Annotated in this window: 20 protein-coding genes; 12 read left to right on the forward strand and 8 right to left on the reverse strand. The window is 62.2% G+C overall.

Going from position 1 to position 17,719, the window contains the following annotated elements; all coding sequences use genetic code 11:
* Positions 1-92: 92 nt before the first annotated feature.
* The gene (blaBJP, locus tag AB7951_RS11665) at positions 93-980 is read right to left on the reverse strand and encodes a BJP family subclass B3 metallo-beta-lactamase (RefSeq protein ID WP_120292453.1); all 888 of its coding nucleotides are present in this window, start codon (positions 978-980) and stop codon (positions 93-95) included.
* Between the two features lie 177 nt (positions 981-1,157).
* Between blaBJP and AB7951_RS11670 the strand changes: the two genes are divergently transcribed.
* Entirely contained in the window at positions 1,158-2,141 is a 984-nt protein-coding gene (locus AB7951_RS11670) for a putative zinc-binding metallopeptidase (protein WP_120292455.1), read from the forward strand.
* 75 nt (positions 2,142-2,216) lie between these two features.
* Here the strand turns inward: AB7951_RS11670 and AB7951_RS11675 are convergent, their stop codons facing one another.
* Both AB7951_RS11675 and AB7951_RS11680 read right to left on the reverse strand, forming a co-directional pair.
* Complete coding sequence (locus AB7951_RS11675; protein ID WP_120292580.1) at positions 2,217-3,197, reverse strand: tripartite tricarboxylate transporter substrate binding protein; 981 nt, start codon at positions 3,195-3,197, stop codon at positions 2,217-2,219.
* A gap of 826 nt (positions 3,198-4,023) precedes the next feature.
* Positions 4,024-4,773 carry a cation transporter gene (locus AB7951_RS11680; protein WP_120292457.1) on the reverse strand — a complete coding sequence of 250 codons (750 nt, stop codon included), beginning with the start codon at positions 4,771-4,773 and terminating at the stop codon, positions 4,024-4,026.
* Positions 4,774-4,834: 61 nt separating this feature from the next.
* Between AB7951_RS11680 and AB7951_RS11685 the strand changes: the two genes are divergently transcribed.
* Positions 4,835-5,227: a MerR family transcriptional regulator gene (locus AB7951_RS11685; RefSeq protein ID WP_120292459.1), complete on the forward strand. Its 393-nt coding sequence runs from the start codon at positions 4,835-4,837 to the stop codon at positions 5,225-5,227.
* A 459-nt stretch (positions 5,228-5,686) separates the two neighbouring features.
* Here AB7951_RS11685 and fabA read toward each other — a convergent pair whose 3' ends face one another.
* On the reverse strand, positions 5,687-6,220 hold the full coding sequence (gene fabA, locus AB7951_RS11690) for a bifunctional 3-hydroxydecanoyl-ACP dehydratase/trans-2-decenoyl-ACP isomerase (RefSeq protein ID WP_120292461.1): 534 nt from the start codon (positions 6,218-6,220) through the stop codon (positions 5,687-5,689).
* 407 nt (positions 6,221-6,627) lie between these two features.
* Between fabA and AB7951_RS11695 the strand changes: the two genes are divergently transcribed.
* Positions 6,628-6,918 carry a hypothetical protein gene (locus AB7951_RS11695; protein ID WP_089264020.1) on the forward strand — a complete coding sequence of 97 codons (291 nt, stop codon included), beginning with the start codon at positions 6,628-6,630 and terminating at the stop codon, positions 6,916-6,918.
* Positions 6,919-7,002: 84 nt separating this feature from the next.
* Here AB7951_RS11695 and AB7951_RS11700 read toward each other — a convergent pair whose 3' ends face one another.
* Positions 7,003-8,334 carry an aspartate aminotransferase family protein gene (locus AB7951_RS11700; protein WP_439061675.1) on the reverse strand — a complete coding sequence of 444 codons (1,332 nt, stop codon included), beginning with the start codon at positions 8,332-8,334 and terminating at the stop codon, positions 7,003-7,005.
* Positions 8,335-8,481: 147 nt separating this feature from the next.
* Here AB7951_RS11700 and AB7951_RS11705 point away from each other — a divergent pair, with 147 nt between their 5' ends.
* Complete coding sequence (locus AB7951_RS11705; RefSeq protein ID WP_089264656.1) at positions 8,482-9,030, forward strand: cupin domain-containing protein; 549 nt, start codon at positions 8,482-8,484, stop codon at positions 9,028-9,030.
* A 20-nt stretch (positions 9,031-9,050) separates the two neighbouring features.
* On the opposite strand, the gene AB7951_RS11710 is transcribed toward AB7951_RS11705, so the two are convergent.
* Complete coding sequence (locus tag AB7951_RS11710; RefSeq protein ID WP_120292463.1) at positions 9,051-9,677, reverse strand: TetR/AcrR family transcriptional regulator; 627 nt, start codon at positions 9,675-9,677, stop codon at positions 9,051-9,053.
* A 236-nt stretch (positions 9,678-9,913) separates the two neighbouring features.
* On the opposite strand from AB7951_RS11710, the gene AB7951_RS11715 reads away from it, so the two are divergent.
* From AB7951_RS11715 to AB7951_RS11725, 3 genes are read left to right on the forward strand one after another with little or no spacing between them, the layout of a single operon-like run.
* The gene (locus AB7951_RS11715; protein WP_439061674.1) at positions 9,914-10,192 is read left to right on the forward strand and encodes a hypothetical protein; all 279 of its coding nucleotides are present in this window, start codon (positions 9,914-9,916) and stop codon (positions 10,190-10,192) included.
* A gap of 23 nt (positions 10,193-10,215) precedes the next feature.
* Positions 10,216-11,427: a patatin-like phospholipase family protein gene (locus AB7951_RS11720; RefSeq protein WP_120292585.1), complete on the forward strand. Its 1,212-nt coding sequence runs from the start codon at positions 10,216-10,218 to the stop codon at positions 11,425-11,427.
* Positions 11,428-11,481: 54 nt separating this feature from the next.
* Positions 11,482-11,982 (forward strand): hypothetical protein, encoded by a 501-nt coding sequence (locus AB7951_RS11725; RefSeq protein WP_244558284.1) that lies wholly within the window; start codon positions 11,482-11,484, stop codon positions 11,980-11,982.
* Between the two features lie 36 nt (positions 11,983-12,018).
* Here the strand turns inward: AB7951_RS11725 and AB7951_RS11730 are convergent, their stop codons facing one another.
* Positions 12,019-12,315 carry a type II toxin-antitoxin system RelE/ParE family toxin gene (locus AB7951_RS11730; protein ID WP_120292466.1) on the reverse strand — a complete coding sequence of 99 codons (297 nt, stop codon included), beginning with the start codon at positions 12,313-12,315 and terminating at the stop codon, positions 12,019-12,021.
* A complete protein-coding gene (locus tag AB7951_RS11735) occupies positions 12,315-12,548 on the reverse strand; it encodes a hypothetical protein (protein WP_089264025.1) in 234 nt (77 codons plus the stop codon). The genes AB7951_RS11730 and AB7951_RS11735 overlap by 1 nt, the downstream gene beginning before the upstream one ends.
* A gap of 112 nt (positions 12,549-12,660) precedes the next feature.
* Here AB7951_RS11735 and AB7951_RS11740 point away from each other — a divergent pair, with 112 nt between their 5' ends.
* The 5 genes from AB7951_RS11740 (at position 12,661) to AB7951_RS11760 (ending at position 17,677) form a co-directional block, all read left to right on the forward strand.
* Positions 12,661-13,020 carry a hypothetical protein gene (locus AB7951_RS11740; RefSeq protein ID WP_089264657.1) on the forward strand — a complete coding sequence of 120 codons (360 nt, stop codon included), beginning with the start codon at positions 12,661-12,663 and terminating at the stop codon, positions 13,018-13,020.
* A 215-nt stretch (positions 13,021-13,235) separates the two neighbouring features.
* Positions 13,236-14,492, forward strand: coding sequence for an amidohydrolase/deacetylase family metallohydrolase (locus tag AB7951_RS11745; protein ID WP_120292468.1), 1,257 nt, complete (start codon positions 13,236-13,238; stop codon positions 14,490-14,492).
* A 245-nt stretch (positions 14,493-14,737) separates the two neighbouring features.
* Positions 14,738-16,210 (forward strand): amidase, encoded by a 1,473-nt coding sequence (locus tag AB7951_RS11750; protein ID WP_120292470.1) that lies wholly within the window; start codon positions 14,738-14,740, stop codon positions 16,208-16,210.
* A gap of 69 nt (positions 16,211-16,279) precedes the next feature.
* Positions 16,280-17,227, forward strand: a complete 948-nt coding sequence (locus AB7951_RS11755) for a Dyp-type peroxidase (protein WP_120292472.1) — start codon at positions 16,280-16,282, stop codon at positions 17,225-17,227.
* A 48-nt stretch (positions 17,228-17,275) separates the two neighbouring features.
* Positions 17,276-17,677: a DUF1330 domain-containing protein gene (locus AB7951_RS11760; RefSeq protein WP_120292474.1), complete on the forward strand. Its 402-nt coding sequence runs from the start codon at positions 17,276-17,278 to the stop codon at positions 17,675-17,677.
* The last annotated feature ends 42 nt before the right edge of the window (positions 17,678-17,719 follow it).

A 17,719-nucleotide genomic window follows, 5' to 3' on the forward strand; every position in this document is an offset into this window, starting at 1 on the left:
GCACCTCATCTGATGCGCAAAACTACCAGCCGACCGCAATCGCCGACAACTGCCGCGGCTTGCGACAAATCGCTCGCCGCGGCTGGCAGTCGCTATTTGCCGCTTTGCAGCGCAGCCGTTTGCTTGGCGAGCTGCTTGTCGAAATCCTGTTCGAGCACTGCAGCGTAAGCGGCAAGCTCGCCCGGTTTCACGAACGGATTCGGCGCGCCGTCCTTCATCGCAGCACGCTTGGCCTGCATGCCATAGACTTCCGGATGCGGCCCGAGCAGCACTTCGATCTTCATGGCCTTGGCCTTGGCATAGGTCGACCGATAATCGTCGACGATGCCGGCATGGGTTGGATTGCCGACCAGCCGGTTCAGCGCCACGGTGCCGCTGCAGAAGAACAGGACCTCACGGTTCTCGCTGCCGTCCTTCACGGTCATCTCCCAGCTCGTGCAGCCCGGCGAATGGCCGGGTGTCGCATGCGCCGTCAGCGTGGTGCCGCCGAGCGTGACCTTATCGCCCTCGGTGACGGTGCGATCCACCTTGACCGGCGGGAAACCAATATCGGTGTTCTTTTCATCGCCCGGGTAGGTGCCGCTTTCGAGCAATGGCTTGTCCCGTCGGCCTGCGATCAGTTGCGCGCCGGTGTCCTTCTTGATCTCCGCAAAACCGCCGGTGTGATCGAAATGGGCATGGCTGTTGAGGATGATCTTGATATCGGCTTCCTTGAAGCCGAGCTTTGCGATGTGCTCCTTGATCATCCCGGTCGATTGCGGGACGCCCGTATCCATCAGGATCAGGCCGTCGGATGTCTTGATGAGATAGACCGCGATGCCGTCGGTGCCGACGTAATAGATGTTGTCGATCAGCTGAAAAGGCTCGAATGGCGCGGTCCACTTGACCATCACCTGCGCCAGAAAATCCTTGACGGTCTGCGCCTGCGCGTTGCCTGCAAATAGCGCCAGAGCGCAGATGGCTCCTGCGAGCGTCTTCATGATGGCCTCCCGGTCTGATTTTATTGGTTCTTCTGAACGCCAGGATTGAAGCGCGATTTGGGCGGATGGCTCAAGCGCCATTCCTGCATGCCGGCATCGCGCATGACTGGCACGGCCGGGCGGCGAATGTTGTGAGCGCGTTGAACCATCCCGGCCGTTTCGGGTTAGACTTCACCCATGAAACAACTGATCTGCCCCAATTGCCAGACACGCGTCTTCTTCGAGCAGAGCGATTGCGTGCAATGCGGCGAGGCGCTGATCTTCGACACCGCGCAGTCCAATGTCGTCAGCGCTGCGTCGGCCATGTCCTGTGCCAATCGCGATCTGATCGCCTGCAACTGGGCCACGGATGACAGCGATCCGTTCTGTCCGTCCTGCCGGCTTACGCGAACAATTCCCAATCTGGTATCCGATCGCAATGTCGCGCTCTGGAAGCGGGTTGAGCAAGCCAAGCGACGTCTGACCTATGACCTGATGCGGCTCAGACTGCCCCTTGCCGTGTCGAGCGGCGCGCATATCGCGTTCGACATTCTCTCGGACGAGACCGCCGGACATCCGATCATGACCGGGCATTTGTCGGGGCTGATCACGATGAACCTCTCGGAAGCTGACGATGCCGAGCGCGAGGCGCGGCGCGCGGCGTTTCGCGAACCGTATCGAACGCTGCTCGGGCATTTCCGCCACGAGGTCGGGCATTTCTACTGGGAAGCGCTGGTCGATCAGTCGCAGCTCATCGGTCCGTTCCGTCTGATCTTCGGCGATGAAACCCGCGACTACGGTGAAGCACTCGCGGCCTATCACAATCGCGCCGATCGCTCGTGGAATAGCGATGCCTTCATCAGCGAATATGCGACATCGCATCCGTGGGAAGACTGGGCCGAGACCTTCGCGCATTTCCTGCATATCGTCTCGACGCTGGACACCGCGTCGTCGCTGCCGCTGTCACTGGACGAACGCTCGCGCCATACGCTGGACGATCCCTATCTCGAGCGTGACTTCGAAGCGTTGCTGTCGCTGTGGGATGCTGTGTCCTACAGCATGAACGAACTCAATCGTTCGATGGGCATGAGCGACGCTTATCCGTTTCACCTGACGCAAGCGGTGAGGGGAAAGCTACATTTCGTGCATCTGGCGATTTTGAAAACGCGCAGCGAAGGGTGAGGGCGGCTCTGTCATTCCGGGTTCGCGCCGGTCTGCTTCGCAGATCAGCGCGCCCCGGAATGACGAGCTATGTACTTACTGCTCCATCTTGATCCCGGCGTCCGTGATCACCTTTTTCCAGCGCGCGATTTCGTCGGTGAGGAAGGCGCGGAATTCATCCGGGGTGGTGCCCATGGGGACGATACCCTGATCGTCGAGCTTCTTCTTCAGGTCGGGATCGGTGAGCGCCTTCTTTGCCTCCGCGGCTACGCGATCCACGATCTCCTTCGGCGTGCCCGCCGGCGCGATGATGCCGGACCAGGTGCCGGAGACGAAATCCGGCACGCCGGCTTCCGCCATGGTCGGCACGTCGCCGGCCGCCGGTACGCGCTCCTTGGCAGCCACGGCGAGCGCCTTGGCATTGCCGGACTTCACCTGCGACATCAGCGGGCCGATGACGTCGAACATCACATTGATCTGGCCGCCGACCGTATCCTGCAGCGCGCCGGACGTGCCCTTGTAGGGAATGTGCTGCAGATTGATGCCTTCGCGGCTCTTCAGCATTTCCATGGTCAGATGCGCCGCCGAGCCGATGCCGCTGGAGGCAAAATTGAGCGAGCCGGGCTTCGCCTTGGCGAGCGCGATGAATTCCTTCATGTCCTTGGCGGGCAGGGACGGCGTCGCAATCAAAATCAGCGGCGCGACCGAGGTCAGCGACACGTAAGTGAAGTCCTTCATCGCATCATAGGGCAGCTTCGGATTGAGCGTCGGATTCACTGAATGCGCCGCGATCACGGTGCCGAAGGTGTAGCCGTCGGGGGCTGCCTTGGCGACGGCGTCGGTGCCGATGGCGGCATTGGCGCCCGGCTTGTTCTCGATGACGATCGGCTGGCCCAGCGCCGCCGACATCTTTTCGGAAACGAGGCGCGCCATCAGGTCGGTATAGCCGCCCGGCGTATAGGGCACGACCATGCGGATCGGCCGGTTCGGCCAGCTCTGCGCAAAGGCAGTCTCGGCGCTGCCGGCGCCGGCTGCCATCACGGCGATCACGCTCACGGCGCGGACGAAGCTCTTCATCATTTCATTTCCTCGACTGCCGGCGCGCTCCAGAGCGGCGGGAGCGCCGTAGCGCTCGCTCTGGATCGCAGACCGTTCTTCTTGTTGTCTGCCCGTTCTGCGCCGTGACGGATGTCGCGGAATGCAGAGTCCCGCAGGCAGGCTACCGCATCGCACGGTAACGGGGAAAGTAGACGAAAGGCCGCTAACGTCTGCTGCCGCAGCGTGGAATTTGTCGATGTGAGACGCGGATACTTGTGACCAAGGAGCATGTGACCTCCCGTGATGATGTTGTTGATCGCTGTGATGCAGGTGAGGGACGGGCGTGAGCCATCCTTGCCCGCGCCTGTGCGCGTGAGTGGCCGTCCCGGTGGCCTCCCTCGCAAATGAGGGAGATGAAGCGCCGAAAGGCGCGACTTGGGTACAGTGCCGCAGCGTAGTGTCCGGATCGCCGGACAGCAGAGGCCGCGGAAACGCCTTTCGACGCTCCATCGTGGCGATTTCTGTCCCCGGGACCGTTCTTCCGGGCAAAGGCGCAGACCTCCGCAGTCCGCTTATCCCGACGGTTTCCCGCCGTTCACCAATGCCACGTCCAGCCAGCATGAGTGGCAGACCCCCGTAGTGGGGCCGGACGGTGACCCAAGGCCTCCCGAGTGCGTGAGGAAACGTCTTCCTCCCGCCCGCAGGCGCCACATCCCGCCCCGCGCTAACAAGCGTCCCTGGCAACGCCCCTCAAAGTGGGACGGGATGCAATGGAATATAATCTCTCCGAAAACAACGTCAAGGATTATTTTCAAGGCCATCGCCGCGGGCGAGCACGTCAGCAATAGAGGGCAGCATGTTAGGCTCAGGAACGCTGGGACAGGCCAACGGGCGCGGGCTGTTCGGAATATTCAGTCCGGGCCTGACGGAGTATCTGCACCGAGGAGGAGAGAAATATGAAGGCCATCACGGCGGCAACCGCCAGATCCGGCCACGCGCTCGACGAGCCCCAGACTCCCAGGGCTGCGAACATGACAATAACGTTGCCGATGGCATCGTTGCGGGAACACAGCCAGACAGAGCGCACATTGGCGTCGCCGTCCTTGTAACGCATCAGGAGCAGCACCGAGGCGAGGTTGGCTGCCAGCGCCAGGAAGCCGATCGCGCCCATGACCTCGGCACTTGGAACGCCCAGGATAAGCGTGTGGTAGACGGTCGAACCGAACACCCATAGAGCCATGACGCTGAGCGAAAGGCCCTTGAACAAAGCCGCCGTTGCCCGCGTCCTGATGCCGGTGCCGATGACCGCGAGGCTCAGCCCGTAAGTGACGGTATCGCCGAGGAAGTCGAGCGCATCCGCTTTCAGCGCCTGCGATCCCGCGATTTGTCCCGCGATCATCTCGACAAGAAACATGATGCCGTTGATGGCAATGACCGTCCACAGCACGCGCTTGTAGCGGGGATCGACGCCGTCGAAGACCGGAACGCCGCCGGAGCAACCACATGCCTCGGTCTCGCAGGCCGCCGGGGAGACAGGCTTCGCGTTCGCCTTCGAAAAATCGATGGGCGTCGGCTCGCAGCAGGTGTCGGTGGTGCAACAGGTCTTGTCGGACATCGGCTTCCTCTCAATGTGAGACAAGCGTACAATCTCTAGCGACTAGAGGTTCAAGGGAAAAATGGATTACGCAATCGGAGAAGCGTCGCGTCTGACGGGCATCAAGGTGCCGACGATCCGTTACTACGAGGGGATTGGCCTTCTGGCCGCGCCCACGAGGACGGAGGGAAAGCAGCGCCGCTATCGGCCGGAGGATGTCGCCCGCCTGAATTTCATCCGGCACGCCCGCGAGCTCGGCTTCGAGATCGCCGACATCGCCGAATTGCTGACCCTGAGCGAGGGACCAGATCAGTCTTGCGCAGAGGTCGACCGGATCACGCGCCGGCACCTGTCGGACGTCGAGCGCCGGATTGCGCAACTCACCGCTTTACGCGAAGAATTGAAGCGCATGGTGGAAGAGTGCAGTCACGGCAGAGTCTGTGAGTGTCGTGTCATCGAGACGCTGTCCGGATGACACGAAGCATGGCGATTGCTCGCCGTGTCGAGGTGCTCGTCCTCGTGAAGATGTGATGACCGATATGCGGCGATCATCTGGGTGCGCCGGGCGCGGGAAACCAGGGAGCGCAAGGCGAGGGGCTGCTGGGTCAGCCTCAGGGCGCGAAGCTCGACCCGCACGGGGCCTATCTGCAAGGCTTGATCGACGCCGACCGCGACATCACGCTGGCCGAAATGCAGGCGAGCTGCCTGAGGAGCGCGGCGTGAAGGCCGCCATCGGCACGCTCTGGAAGTTCCTCGACCGGCGTGGCCTGACCATCAAAAAAAGACCGCGCTCGCGTCGAGTTTGGTCCCCCCGAATTCGACGACCAATTTCGAGAGCGCATAGGATGGCAGGAGCGAAGCGGCGCCATCACTGTCGCGTGACGCGCCGTGATGAATTTCGCGAAGGGCTCAACCCGTCCTACGCTTGCTCAGCTCAGTCCGCGGGCGTCACCAGACTAACGCGCATATCCTTCGCGACGTAGACACATGTGTCATCGGCAAGCACGCGGCCATTCGCAATTCCGAGAGTCAGTTTGCCGCGTCTCACCTGACGCATATCCACCTCATAGCGCACGCGTTTGATGTCTGGCGTGACATGCCCGCTGAGCGTCACCTCGCCAACGCCGATGGCTCGCCCTTTGCCTGGCGAGCCCGACCAGCCAAGCCAATAGCCGATCATCTGCCACATGGCGTCTAGACCGAGAGATGCTGGCATCACCGGGTCGCCGAGGGCATGGCACGTGAAGAACCAAAGGCTCGGGGTGATGTCCAGCTGGCCGACGATCTGGCCCTTGCCGAATTCGCCGCCATTCAGGGTGATTTCTGTGATCCGATCCATCATCAGCATCGGCGGCGCGGGCAATTGTGCATTGCCCGGACCGAAATAGCCGCCCTCGCTCGACCTGAGCAGATCATCCTTTGTGTAGGATGTTTGCGGTGTGTGAAACGCATGCGGCGGGCTGGGCAAGACGACAAGACCTCATGGTGGACGCTCGGCAGTTGGCCGGTAGGCAACCTCGCTGAAGTTGTATGGTGTTGTGTATGCATGCTTTGGTCAAGGTGCGAGATGCCGCGCACCTGTTCGAGTATGGGCGACCGGAGCCGTAGTTCAGAGTAGCCTTGCAAAGCTCCCGGATTTCGCAACGGCTCTATCCGGGCCACGCCGGGTCAGCTTCTCCTATGTAGCTTGCCCGTCCTCATGAAGATGTGATGACCGATATTGGGCGACTCTTCGCGACGTGATCGGTTGCGAGCTTTGTTGTTCGCGGCATCAGACCGGATAGTCACAGTTGATCGCTAAAATGGCGCGCGACGTCGACCCGTCGGCGCGCTCCCACCTTGGTGCGTGCGCATCCTCAAGCCAATGAGCCCGCGATGCCGATCCAATTCCGCAAGACCTCAATCAGATCTCGCAAGCGAACACTGGGACTGGCCGCCTTCGGCCTGATCGTGGACGCGATCGTCAGCCATCCCCGCGTCGACGTGCCGGCGATGGTGAATGTCGCGATGATGTCGCGCTTTGCCATAGCGCCTGTCATGGCGTCGCTCGGCGGTCTCTCATGGACGACCAGCACAGGTTCGAGCGACACCGTTGCGCCGACGCCGGTGATGAGCGTGGATCATGTGACACGGATGTGCGCACGGGCGCATGGCAGCGCCAGCTGATCGACAGCCGGATCTCTTGAACAACAAGGCCCGGATGAAGCAGGGGCTTCATCCGGGCCTTGTTGGATCAGATCGTGTGTGGACTCAGGCGACGCGCTTGATGGCGTCGCTCAGGATCGAAACGATCTCGTCGATCTGGTTCTTCTCGACGATGAGGGGCGGCGACATCGCGAAGGCGTCGCCGCTCTGGCGCAGATAGAGTCCGCGGTTGAAGCAGTCGACCATGACGTCATAGCCGCGCGCAGCCGGTGCATCCTTGCGGGGTGCAAGTTCGACGGCGCCCATCAGGCCGCAATTGCGGATGTCGATGACATTGGGCAGGTCCTTGAGCGCGTGCAGGCTATCGCGCCAGTAGTCGGAGAGCGAGGCACCGCGCGTCAGCAGTCCCTCGCTCTTGTAGATGTCCAGCGTCGCGATGCCCGCGGCGCAGGCGACCGGATGCGCCGAATAGGTGTAGCCATGGAACAGCTCGATCTGGCTTTCCGGCCCGGTCATCAGCCCGTCGTAGATCTTGCGGCTGGCGAACACGGCGCCGCAGGGCACGGTACCGTTGGTGATGCCCTTCGCGGTGGTCATCAGGTCCGGCGTCACGCCGAAATAATCTGCGGCGAACGGCGTGCCGAGGCGGCCGAAGCCGGTGATGACTTCGTCGAAGATCAGCAGGATGCCGTGCTTGGTGCAGAGCTCGCGCAGGCGCTGCAGATAGTTCTTCGGCGGCGGCAGCACGCCGGTCGAACCGGGCACCGGCTCGACGATGACGGCGGCAATGGTGTCGGCGCCATGCAGCGCGACCAGACGCTCGACGTCGTCGGCGAGTTCGGCGCCGTGCTCCGGGAGGTCCTTGGAGAATGCGTTGCGTGCGAGATCGTGGGTGTGGCGGATGTGATCGGTGCCGGGCAGTTGGGCTGACGAGAAGGCGCGGCGGTTATTGACCATGCCGCCGACGGAGGTGCCGCCGAAGCCGACGCCGTGATAGCCGCGTTCCCTGCCGATCAGGCGCGTGCGCGAGGCCTGGCCGTTGGCGCGATGATAGGCCAGCGCGATCTTCAGCGCGGTATCGCCCGACTCCGAACCGGAATTGGTGAAGAAGATGCGGTCGAGGCCGGCGGGTGCGATCTCGGCCAGACGATTGGCGAATTCGAAGGCGAGCGGATGGCCCATCTGGAACGCGGGGGCGAAGTCGAGGGTGGTAAGCTGCTTCTCAACGGCGCTGGCGATCTCGCGGCGGCCGTGGCCGGCATTGGTGCACCAGAGGCCAGCCGATCCGTCGATCACCTTGCGGCCGTCTTCGGTGGTGTAATACATGCCCTGCGCGGATGCGAACATGCGCGGTGCCGCCTTGAACTGGCGGTTGGCCGTGAACGGCATCCAGAACGACTCGAGTTGTAGCGTGTTCGGAATCTGATGAACGGTCACGGCGCGGCTCCCTTGGCTGATTCAGCATCTGGATCATGTTCGCCCGAATGCAACAAGTCCTTTTCTCGATCTGATTAACCTGTTGATTTTATTGAATGGGCCGGGTCATATTTGTTCGATCCGAAACACTCGCAACAGGGATTTGGCGTGACCATCGATCTAGGCGAACGGCTGCGCTTCGTGCGTGGGCGTCACAAGCTGTCGCAGCGTGAGCTGGCCAAGCGCGCGGGCGTGACCAATTCGACGATCTCGCTGATCGAGTCCAACCAGATGAACCCGTCGGTCGGCGCGCTCAAGCGTATTCTCGATGGCATTCCGATGGGGCTCGCCGACTTCTTCGCCATCGAACCGGACCGGCCGCGCAAGGCGTTCTACCGCTCGGATGAGCTGACCGAAATCGGCAAGACGCCAATCTCCTATCGCCAGGTCGGCGACAATCTGTTCGGCCGCAGCCTGCAGATCCTGAAGGAGCGCTACGAGCCGGGCAGCGACACCGGACGGGTGCCGCTGGTGCATGACGGCGAGGAGGGTGGCATCGTGGTGTCAGGCCGGCTGGAAGTGACCGTCGATGAGGAGCGCCGCATCCTCGATCCCGGCGATGCCTATTATTTCGAAAGCCGCCGTCCGCATCGCTTCCGCTGCGTCGGCGCGAAACCCTGCGAAGTGATCAGCGCCTGCACGCCGCCGACGTTTTGAGGACCTAAACCGCGTCGGGGCTAACGGGAGGTATCGATCCCTCGCATCAACAGGTCGATACTGGCATCGGTGAAGACCGCGACGTCGATCTGCCTTCGCGTTCCAAACAACAGTGACCACACGGTCAACAGCAGCGCCGGGCTCATCACGATTTCGGTGAATGTGCTTGCCTGCGACGGGCGGAATTCGCCAGCCGCGACTCCCGCTTCGATCACCATTCGGAACTGGTCGATGACGGGCCGCATGAACTCGTCATAGTGCCGGTCCACGAGGTCGGGGAAGCGGGAGCCGTCGGCGATCAGGAAGCGGAGTGTTTCGCGGAAAGGTCTGTCCTCGGCAATCTTGCGATAGACGAAGACCATGAGCGCACGCAGGCGTGCGTTGTATGATCCTTCCAATGTCCCGGCATAGCTTTCCAGTTCGGGAAAGAACGCCTGGGACTTGTATCGGATCATCTCGTCGAACACGCGCTCCTTGGTTTCGAAATAGAAATAGATCGTGCCCTTGGTGACGGAGGCGCGGGCGGCGACATCCTCCAGCCGGGTGGCGGCATAGCCGTTTTTGGCGAATTCCTCGAAGGCCGCGTCGAGGATCTCGATCGGTCGTTCCGCTTTTCGTCGGGCGCGCTTCTTCAGCTCAGCATTCATGGGACCAGGATAATCGATCCCCGGCAGGGCTGCTATTGACTTTTGAGTCAGTCAATAATAGTGAGTGATTGCTCACTTAACACGCGCGGTCAAATGCATAGTGCTTTCAAAATGATGTCTCCGTTGCCAGCCGATGCGGCCGGCACCGCAGATCGGCGACGCAAGCTGATCGAAACCGTGGCCACAGCGAAAGCGACACTGATTGCCCATCAGGCGCCCGACCGGGCGAGGGCTGCATGATGAATGCGGATAGTGACGCATCGCCGCCGCGGCTGTTCCGCGGTGCCCGTGTCCGGATGAGCGTTCTCGGTCGTGAGCGGCATCCCAAATACGGCGATCGCCAGGGAGTCATCGTGGGCCGCGGCTCGCCGAGCAGTTGGCGGGTGAAGTTCGACGAGCGCACGACCGTCCAGGCGATCCACCGGGACTACCTCGAACTCGTCGCTCAACCCGCGGCGGCATCCCTTCAGGTCGCCCTGCGACGCGGTTCTATGGACGGGGCGTCGAACCCGTGAGCGCTCTCCTGACCGAACATGTCATGCATGGCTACCATTGGCGGCCGTCGGTTTCGTTGCTTGTCGCTGCGGCGCTGAGCCTTCTGGTGGCCGGATGTTCGTCGCTGCCACGGACGCCGCATAGCGCCGCGGATGCATCCAGTGCGCGCGTCCTCGATCTTACGGACCTGCGCCGTTATGCGGACGAACCGGCCTCGACGTTCCGAAGCGGTCAGAACCAGGTCGTGTTGCGGGGGCCTCGAACCTATCTGGCGCTGTCCGGAGGCGGGGCGGACGGCGCCTATGGCGCCGGCGTGCTCAATGGCTGGACCGAGGCAGGGACGCGCCCGTCGTTCTCGATGGTCTCCGGTGTGAGCACCGGCGCACTGATCGCGCCCTTCGCGTTTCTCGGTTCCGACTATGACGCGACCTTGCGTGACGTCTACACCAGCGGCGTTGCCGCGAGCCTGCTCGATGCACCCAATCCGTTCAATGCGATCTTTGGTTCGGGCCTGTTCGGCAACACGCGGCTACGCGAGCTGGTGGCGAAGTATATCGACGAGACCTTCGTCGCGGCTGTCGCAGCCGAACACGCGAAGGGGCGGATGCTGTTCGTCGTCACGACCAACCTGGACTCCCAGCGGACCGCCATGTGGGACATGGGACGGATCGCTTCGCTGCGTACGCCCGAAGCACTGAACTTGTTCCGGGATGTTGTCGCGGCTTCGGCGAGTCTGCCCGTGGTGTTTCCGCCGATGCTGGTGACCGCGGAGGCGAACGGCAAGCGCTTCGAGGAGATGCATGTCGATGGCGGCGTCACTGCGCCTGTCCTGACATTGCCGGAGGCTTTCCTGCTGCGCGACGCCACATTCGCCAGGGCAGAGAAGCTGCAGCTCTACGTCCTGATCAACAACAAGATCGAACGGGAATTTCAGGTCATTCCCAATTCCACCATCGAAATCGCTGCGCGGGCGTCATCGACCGTGACGAAGATTCAGACACGGTCCATCCTTTACAACACCTATGCCTTCGCCCGCCGCAACAAGTTCGGATTCAATCTGACCTATATCGAGGGCGATCGACCGCCATCGCCGATGTCCGGCTTCGACACCGCCTATATGCGCGCGCTGTTCCAATACGGTTATGAGAGGGCGCGGGGCAACCGTCTCTGGTCGAAATCCCCGCCCTCCGACGATCAGGATGCCGTGGCGGCGTCACACACAGCAATCACGCGGCAAGTCGCAAGCGGCAACTGATGCGCGATGCGACTTTCAAACCCGGCACATGCGTGCTGAAACAGGAGTGACCTCATGAGACTTTCCATGCTTCGCAAGATCGTTTCGCCCCGCCGGCTTGCCCTGGTGTCGATCCTGCTCGTCGCCGCCTCGGGTTCGGCGGCGGCGCAGTCGCCGCCGTTCACAGGCCTTACCGGATCCTGGGCAGGCGCGGGAGCGATCTCGCTGTCCGACGGATCGAAGGAGCGGCTTCGCTGCAAGGCGACATACCAGGTCAGCAATGGCGAAAGGCGGCTTCTGCAGAGCTTGCGTTGCGCGAGCGACAGCTACCGCTTCGATCTCAACAGCGACGTGGTCAGCCAGGATGGCACCATCGCCGGAACATGGAGCGAAACCAGTCGCGGAATCAGCGGAAGCATCGCGGGCAGGGAGTCCGGAGGCCTCATCTCGGCCGTCATCGACGCGCCGGGATTCTCGGCCAGCCTGTCGCTCTCGACGCGCGGCAACAAGCAGTCTTTCTCGATATCGTCCGAAGGCGACATCCGGAACGTCACCATCAATATGAGCAGAAACTGATCGGGGGATCGCGTCGCAGCGATCGCAGGCGTTTCGCTATGTTTTCTCGTTATCGTCCGGCGATTGTCGCGCTGCATGGTGGACGTGGAGGATTTCAATCGTGTCTGCTGTCACGCGATAGAAGACGACATAAGGATAGCGGCCGAGCGGTGCGGCGCGAACATGCGGGCGATCGGGAACGAGGCGGGCACTGTCTGGCCATCGTGCGATGCGCGCGACGACAGCCTGGATACGCCGTCCGACAGTGGGGGCGATCGCCGGATAATGGGCGATAAGCCAGTCAGCAATCTGATCGATGTCTGTGAGAGCTTCGTCGGTATAGACGACCTTCATCAGCGGCGGAATTTGGCGAAGGCGGCTTCGACATCAGTCACGGTGGCAAACCGGCCAGCATCGGCAGCCCGCAATCCGCGATCGATGCCGGCAAGTTCTTCCGGCGTTGGCTGATACGCGTCCCCCTTCACGCCGGCTTCAAGCTCGCGGGCATAGGCCGCCAGCTCGTCCTGCACATGTGGCGGCCACGTCTCGACGCGTTCCAGGATATCGGCAAGGGGCTTGGTTTTCATGGCGTCAAGGTATCACGACGGAGACACAACGTCACGGGGATGCCCTGAGGAATCCACCCGACCCACCTGAATTTGAATGGCTGCCCGCGTGCCAAATCTCTATGCTGTGGGCATGTCGCGATTCATGTGTCTATCGATTGCTCTCGTCCTGTCGCTCACCTCCGCCGCTGCGCTGGCGGCGCCGGTGAAGAAGAAGCCGCAGCAATGGAAGGGCTACGGCTTCCTGCCGGGCTATCACCAGCCGCTGAACAACAGCGTTCCGCTGTTCATGCAGAAGCGCGCGGACCTGCGCATGGCCAAACGCGATCGGCGCCATTGGTACATCGACCGTACCCCGGTCTATTATCGCTGGTCCGACGGCGAGAAGTATTATTTCGGCCGGCCCGGCTTCTATCGCGGCCAGTACAATGGCGGCAGCATGGGCCCATGCTGGACGCGAACCCCGATCGGACCGATCTGGAATTGCGGCTAGGCGAGGCGGCGCATGTCGCAGCGCCGGATTCCTGTGAAAGCTTTCGGTCGACATTGTCGCGACCCTCATTAAATCATCGCTGCGACTATCTGTTGCTCCGGTTTGATCGCGGCGGAGCTCAAAAGCGCCGCGAAATCAAAATCAACGAAAGCACATTTCGAGTTCCGGCCACTATCTTCGCCTGACAGGACTTTGGTTCAGGGGCGGAGATATCAGTGGCTAAGATTTCACGACGTGATGTGTTGGCAGGTGGCGCGGCCATGCTTGGGTCGCTTGGCGCATCCGGGGGGACGTTCGGCCAGCAGCCCACTGAGAGTTTCGATCTCGTAATCCGGGGCGGCGAGGTCATCGACCCCAGCCAGAATCTGCGCGGCATTCGCGATATCGGCATCAAGTTCGGGCAGGTCGCCGCCGTTGAGCCGAGCATTCCAGCGGAGCGCGCAAAGCAGAGCATCGATGCCAAGGGCAAACTGGTGACGCCCGGCCTCGTCGATCTTCACACCCATGTCTATCCCTATGGGTCGGCGATCGGCATTCCGCCGGATGAGCTAGTGCCGTTCTCGGCGACGACGACCTATGTGAGTGCCGGAGATGCCGGCGCCAACACATTTGCCGGATTCAAGCGCGATGTCGTCGGGCATTCGCGCAGCCGGCTGTTTGCCTTCGTGCACATCTCGACCATCGGCCTTGCGGGCTTTCCCGTCGGCGAGTTGCTGAATATCGATTACGCCAATGTCGATGCCGCGGCGCGCACGATTGCGGAAAATCCCGATCTCGTGCTCGGCGCCAAGGTGCGCGAGACGCTGGCATTCGTCGGCAATAACGGTATCGAACCGCTGAAGCGCGCCATTCTGGCCGTCGAACGCTCGGGCACCAAGGGGCGGGTGATGTGCCACATCGGCAATGCGCCGGGCGATCTGTCGGTGCTGGTCGATACGCTGCGTCCCGGCGATATCCTGACTCACCCATATAGCGCGCTCGGCAACAACACGGTGCAGAACGGCAAGGTGCTTCCCGCGCTGCTGGAGGCGAAGAAGCGCGGCGTCATCATCGATGTCGGTCATGGCGCCGGCAGCTTCGACTATGACATTGCCGAAGAGGCGATCCAGCAGGGGCTCGTGTTCGATACGATTTCCAGCGACGTCCATGTGGCCGCGGCGAATACACCGAGCCGGCCGTATCTGCCCTGGGTGCTCAGCAAGTTTCTCGCGCTCGGTTTCTCGCTCGATCAGGTGATCGCGGCCGCCACGATCAAGCCGGCCAATGTCATCAACCGTGTGCCCAAGCTCGGCACGCTGCAGGTCGGTGCGCCCGCGGACGTGGCCATTCTCGAACTCGTCGAAGGCCCGGTCGAACTGCTCGACACGTCGAACAAGCCCCGCACCGGCAAAGCCTATCTGAAGGCGGTCCAGACCGTGCGCGGCGGGGTCCCGTTCGGACGGCCGTATTCTCTGCCGTTCTCGGCAAACTGACGAAAGCGCCGCGTAGCCGGGTGAGCGAAGCGACACCCGGGGTACCGGCGGCCCGGTTGTGCAGTCCCACGGCGGCATCCAATCGGAATTTGCCACCGCCGCCGGGGGCGGGTGACGGCTATCGCGCTTCGGCACGCTGGTCTGCCCTGCGTCTGCCGCGCGCTCAAGGCACCTGCCACGGCTTTCGAAAAAACCGCCATCCGGTCTAGGCTCGCACCAACCGAATCTCGAATTGGACGTGCGACATGACATTGGCGATGGGCTGGGACGAATGGGCCAAACACGACGCAGTGGCGCTGGCCGCGCGCGTGCGCAAGGGCGACCTGACGCCGGCCGATCTGGCGGCGCAGGCCGCGGCCGGCATCGCCAGCACCAATCCTGCGCTCGATGCCGTCGTCGAAGTGTTCGATGACGTGGTCGCCGATCCGCTGAAGGACGGCATGAATGCGGACGGCGCGTTCGCTGGCGTTCCGTACCTGATGAAGGACCTCGGCCCGACCCTGAAGGGACGGCTGCAGGAATTCGGCTCCATGATCATGCAGGGGCATCGCCCGGCGCAGGACAGCTTCCTGACCGGCAAGATCCGCGGCGCCGGGCTCAACATCATTGGCCGCAGCACCACGCCGGAATTCGGCGTCTGCAGTTCGGCCGAGAACAAGCTCTATGTCACCCGCAATCCCTGGGACACCGACTACACCACCTGTGGCTCCTCCGCTGGCTCTGCGGCGATGGTCGCGGCCGGCGTGCTGCCGATCTCCCATGCCACAGATGGCGGTGGTTCGATCCGCATTCCCGCGGGTGTGAACGGCCTGATCGGCCTGAAGGTCTCGCGCGGCGTCTATTCGCTGGCGCCCGCGCTGTCAGATCTCTCCGGGTTGGTCTCGATCCAGGGCTGCGTCAGCCGCAGCGTGCGCGACACCGCAGCCTTCGTCGACAACTGCCGCGGCGGCGCACCCGGCGAATTCATGCCGTTCTGGTCACCGGCCGAACCCTATAGCGATCTCATCAAGCGCGACCCGGGCAAGCTGCGCATCGCGCTGTCGCATGAGTGGGGCGACTACAAAGCACCGCCGCATTTCGTTGCGGAGCTGGAGCGTGTCGGCAAAATGCTCGAAGGGCTCGGCCATCACGTGGAATGGGCGCTGCCGGAGGTGGATTTCCGTAACGCATTTGCGGCGCAGACGACCTGCTACATCAGCAATTTCGCGCAGGTGATCGCCGGTCATCTGGCGCGGCTCGGTTTGGATAAACCGACCACCGATCTGCTGGAGCCGATCAATATCAAGATCTGGGAGAGCGGGCTGAACACGTCCTATACCGAGCGCAACGCGATGCAAGCCGTGTTCAATACGACGTCGCGGGCTTTTGGCTCGTTCTTCGAGCGCTACGACGTCATCCTGACGCCGATTACCGCCAAGCCGACGCCGAAGGTCGGCACATCGGAATATCTCACCACCAGCACCAATCCGTCGGTGCATGACTGGTTCGCCAATCTCTGGAAGAATTTCGCCTATACGCCGCTCGCCAATCTGTGCGGCATCCCTGGCATCTCGCTGCCGCTCGCGGCGCAGGAAAACGGATTGCCGCTCGGCATCCAGGCGCAGACGCGTCAGGCCAATGACGGCCTGCTGCTGCAACTGGCCGCGCAGATCGAGCGGGCGATCGATGGTAAGTGGAATGCGGGCAGGTTGCCCGGGACGCATGTCAGCCGGCAGTAAGGCGACGGTGCATCTTGTCTTTCGTCGTGCGAAAGATGCGTGACGCAACGGATATCGGATGGGTCGAACATGGTTTCAAGCTTGCCGGCTCCCGTGTCCCAGTCGGTCGCTGCCAGGCTGACGCGGGCGGCGATATTCCTGGTCGTGACGATCAATCCCGGACCGGCCCCCGAGAAGGCGGTTCGTGGCTTGTGCGGCGACCTGTCGAGCCTGCTGCGCGGCGTGGGATTCCGCAATCTCAATGGGCAGTTGTCGTGCATCATGGGGTTCGGCTCTGACGCCTGGAGTCGGGTGTTCGGAGCGCCGAGTCCGAAAGACTTGCATCCGTTTCGCGAAATTCGCGGCGTGCATACCGCCGTTTCAACACCCGGCGACATCCTCTTTCACATCCGCGCGGCGAGCATGGATCTCTGTTTCGAGCTGGCGACGCACATCATGTCGCGGCTCGCCGACGCGGTTTCGGCCGTGGACGAGGTGCACGGTTTCAAATTCTTCGACGACCGCGATCTGATCGGCTTTGTTGACGGAACTGAAAACCCTGTCGGTCAGGCCGCTGACGCGGCCACCCTTGTCGGCGATGAAGACCCCGGCTTTGCCGGAGGCAGCTACGTGATCGTGCAAAAATATCTGCACGACGTCGCGCGGTGGAACAAGGTGCCCGTCGAGGAACAGGAGAACATCATCGGCCGGCACAAGCTGTCCGATATCGAACAGCGCGATTCCGAGAAGAAGCCGTATGCGCACAACGTCCTGACGTCGATTGAAGAGAACGGCGAGCAGCTTCAAATCCTGCGCGACAACATGCCGTTCGGCGAGGTAGGCAAAGGTGAGTTCGGTACCTATTTCATCGGTTATGCCCGTTCCCCGCAGCGCATTGAGAAGATGCTGGAGAACATGTTCATCGGCAACCCGCCTGGCACTTACGACCATCTGCTGGATTTCAGCCGCGCGGTGACGGGGACGCTGTTCTTCGTTCCCACAGCGACGTTCCTGGACGATGTCGATCCCGAGGCGTAACCGGTGTTCGCTTATCTGCCCGCGGCTTGCTGAAACAGGAGATTGTGCATGGGTGTCGATCTCTTGAACGTCAAGGGTCTCACAGAGCTCGCGCATCAGGGGCCGGTCGTGATGGTCAATCTGATGCGATTCCGCGAGCGCTCGCTCGACGGCGATGGGTCGGGCTGGGACGCCTATCTGCGTTACAGCGCGCTGACCGTGCCGATGATCAAGGCACGCGGCGGCACCTTGCTGTGGACCGGCGACGCCAAGGCCGTCGCGCTCGGCGAACCGGATCACCAGCAGTGGGACTATCTGGCGCTGGTGTATTATCCCTCCGTTGCAGCCTTCATCGAGATGATGACGTCACCCGACTATGAAAATCTCTGCGACCCGCACCGGACTAGCGGCTGTGCCGAGCATGTGATCATTTGCACGAGCGAGGCTTACAGCAAGCTCAAGATCGGGTGAGGGTGATCACCCCCGGCTTTCAGCCAACCGGCGGCATCGATC

This window comes from Tardiphaga sp. 285_C5_N1_2, from assembly GCF_052076065.1.
Lineage (GTDB): Bacteria > Pseudomonadota > Alphaproteobacteria > Rhizobiales > Xanthobacteraceae > Tardiphaga > Tardiphaga robiniae.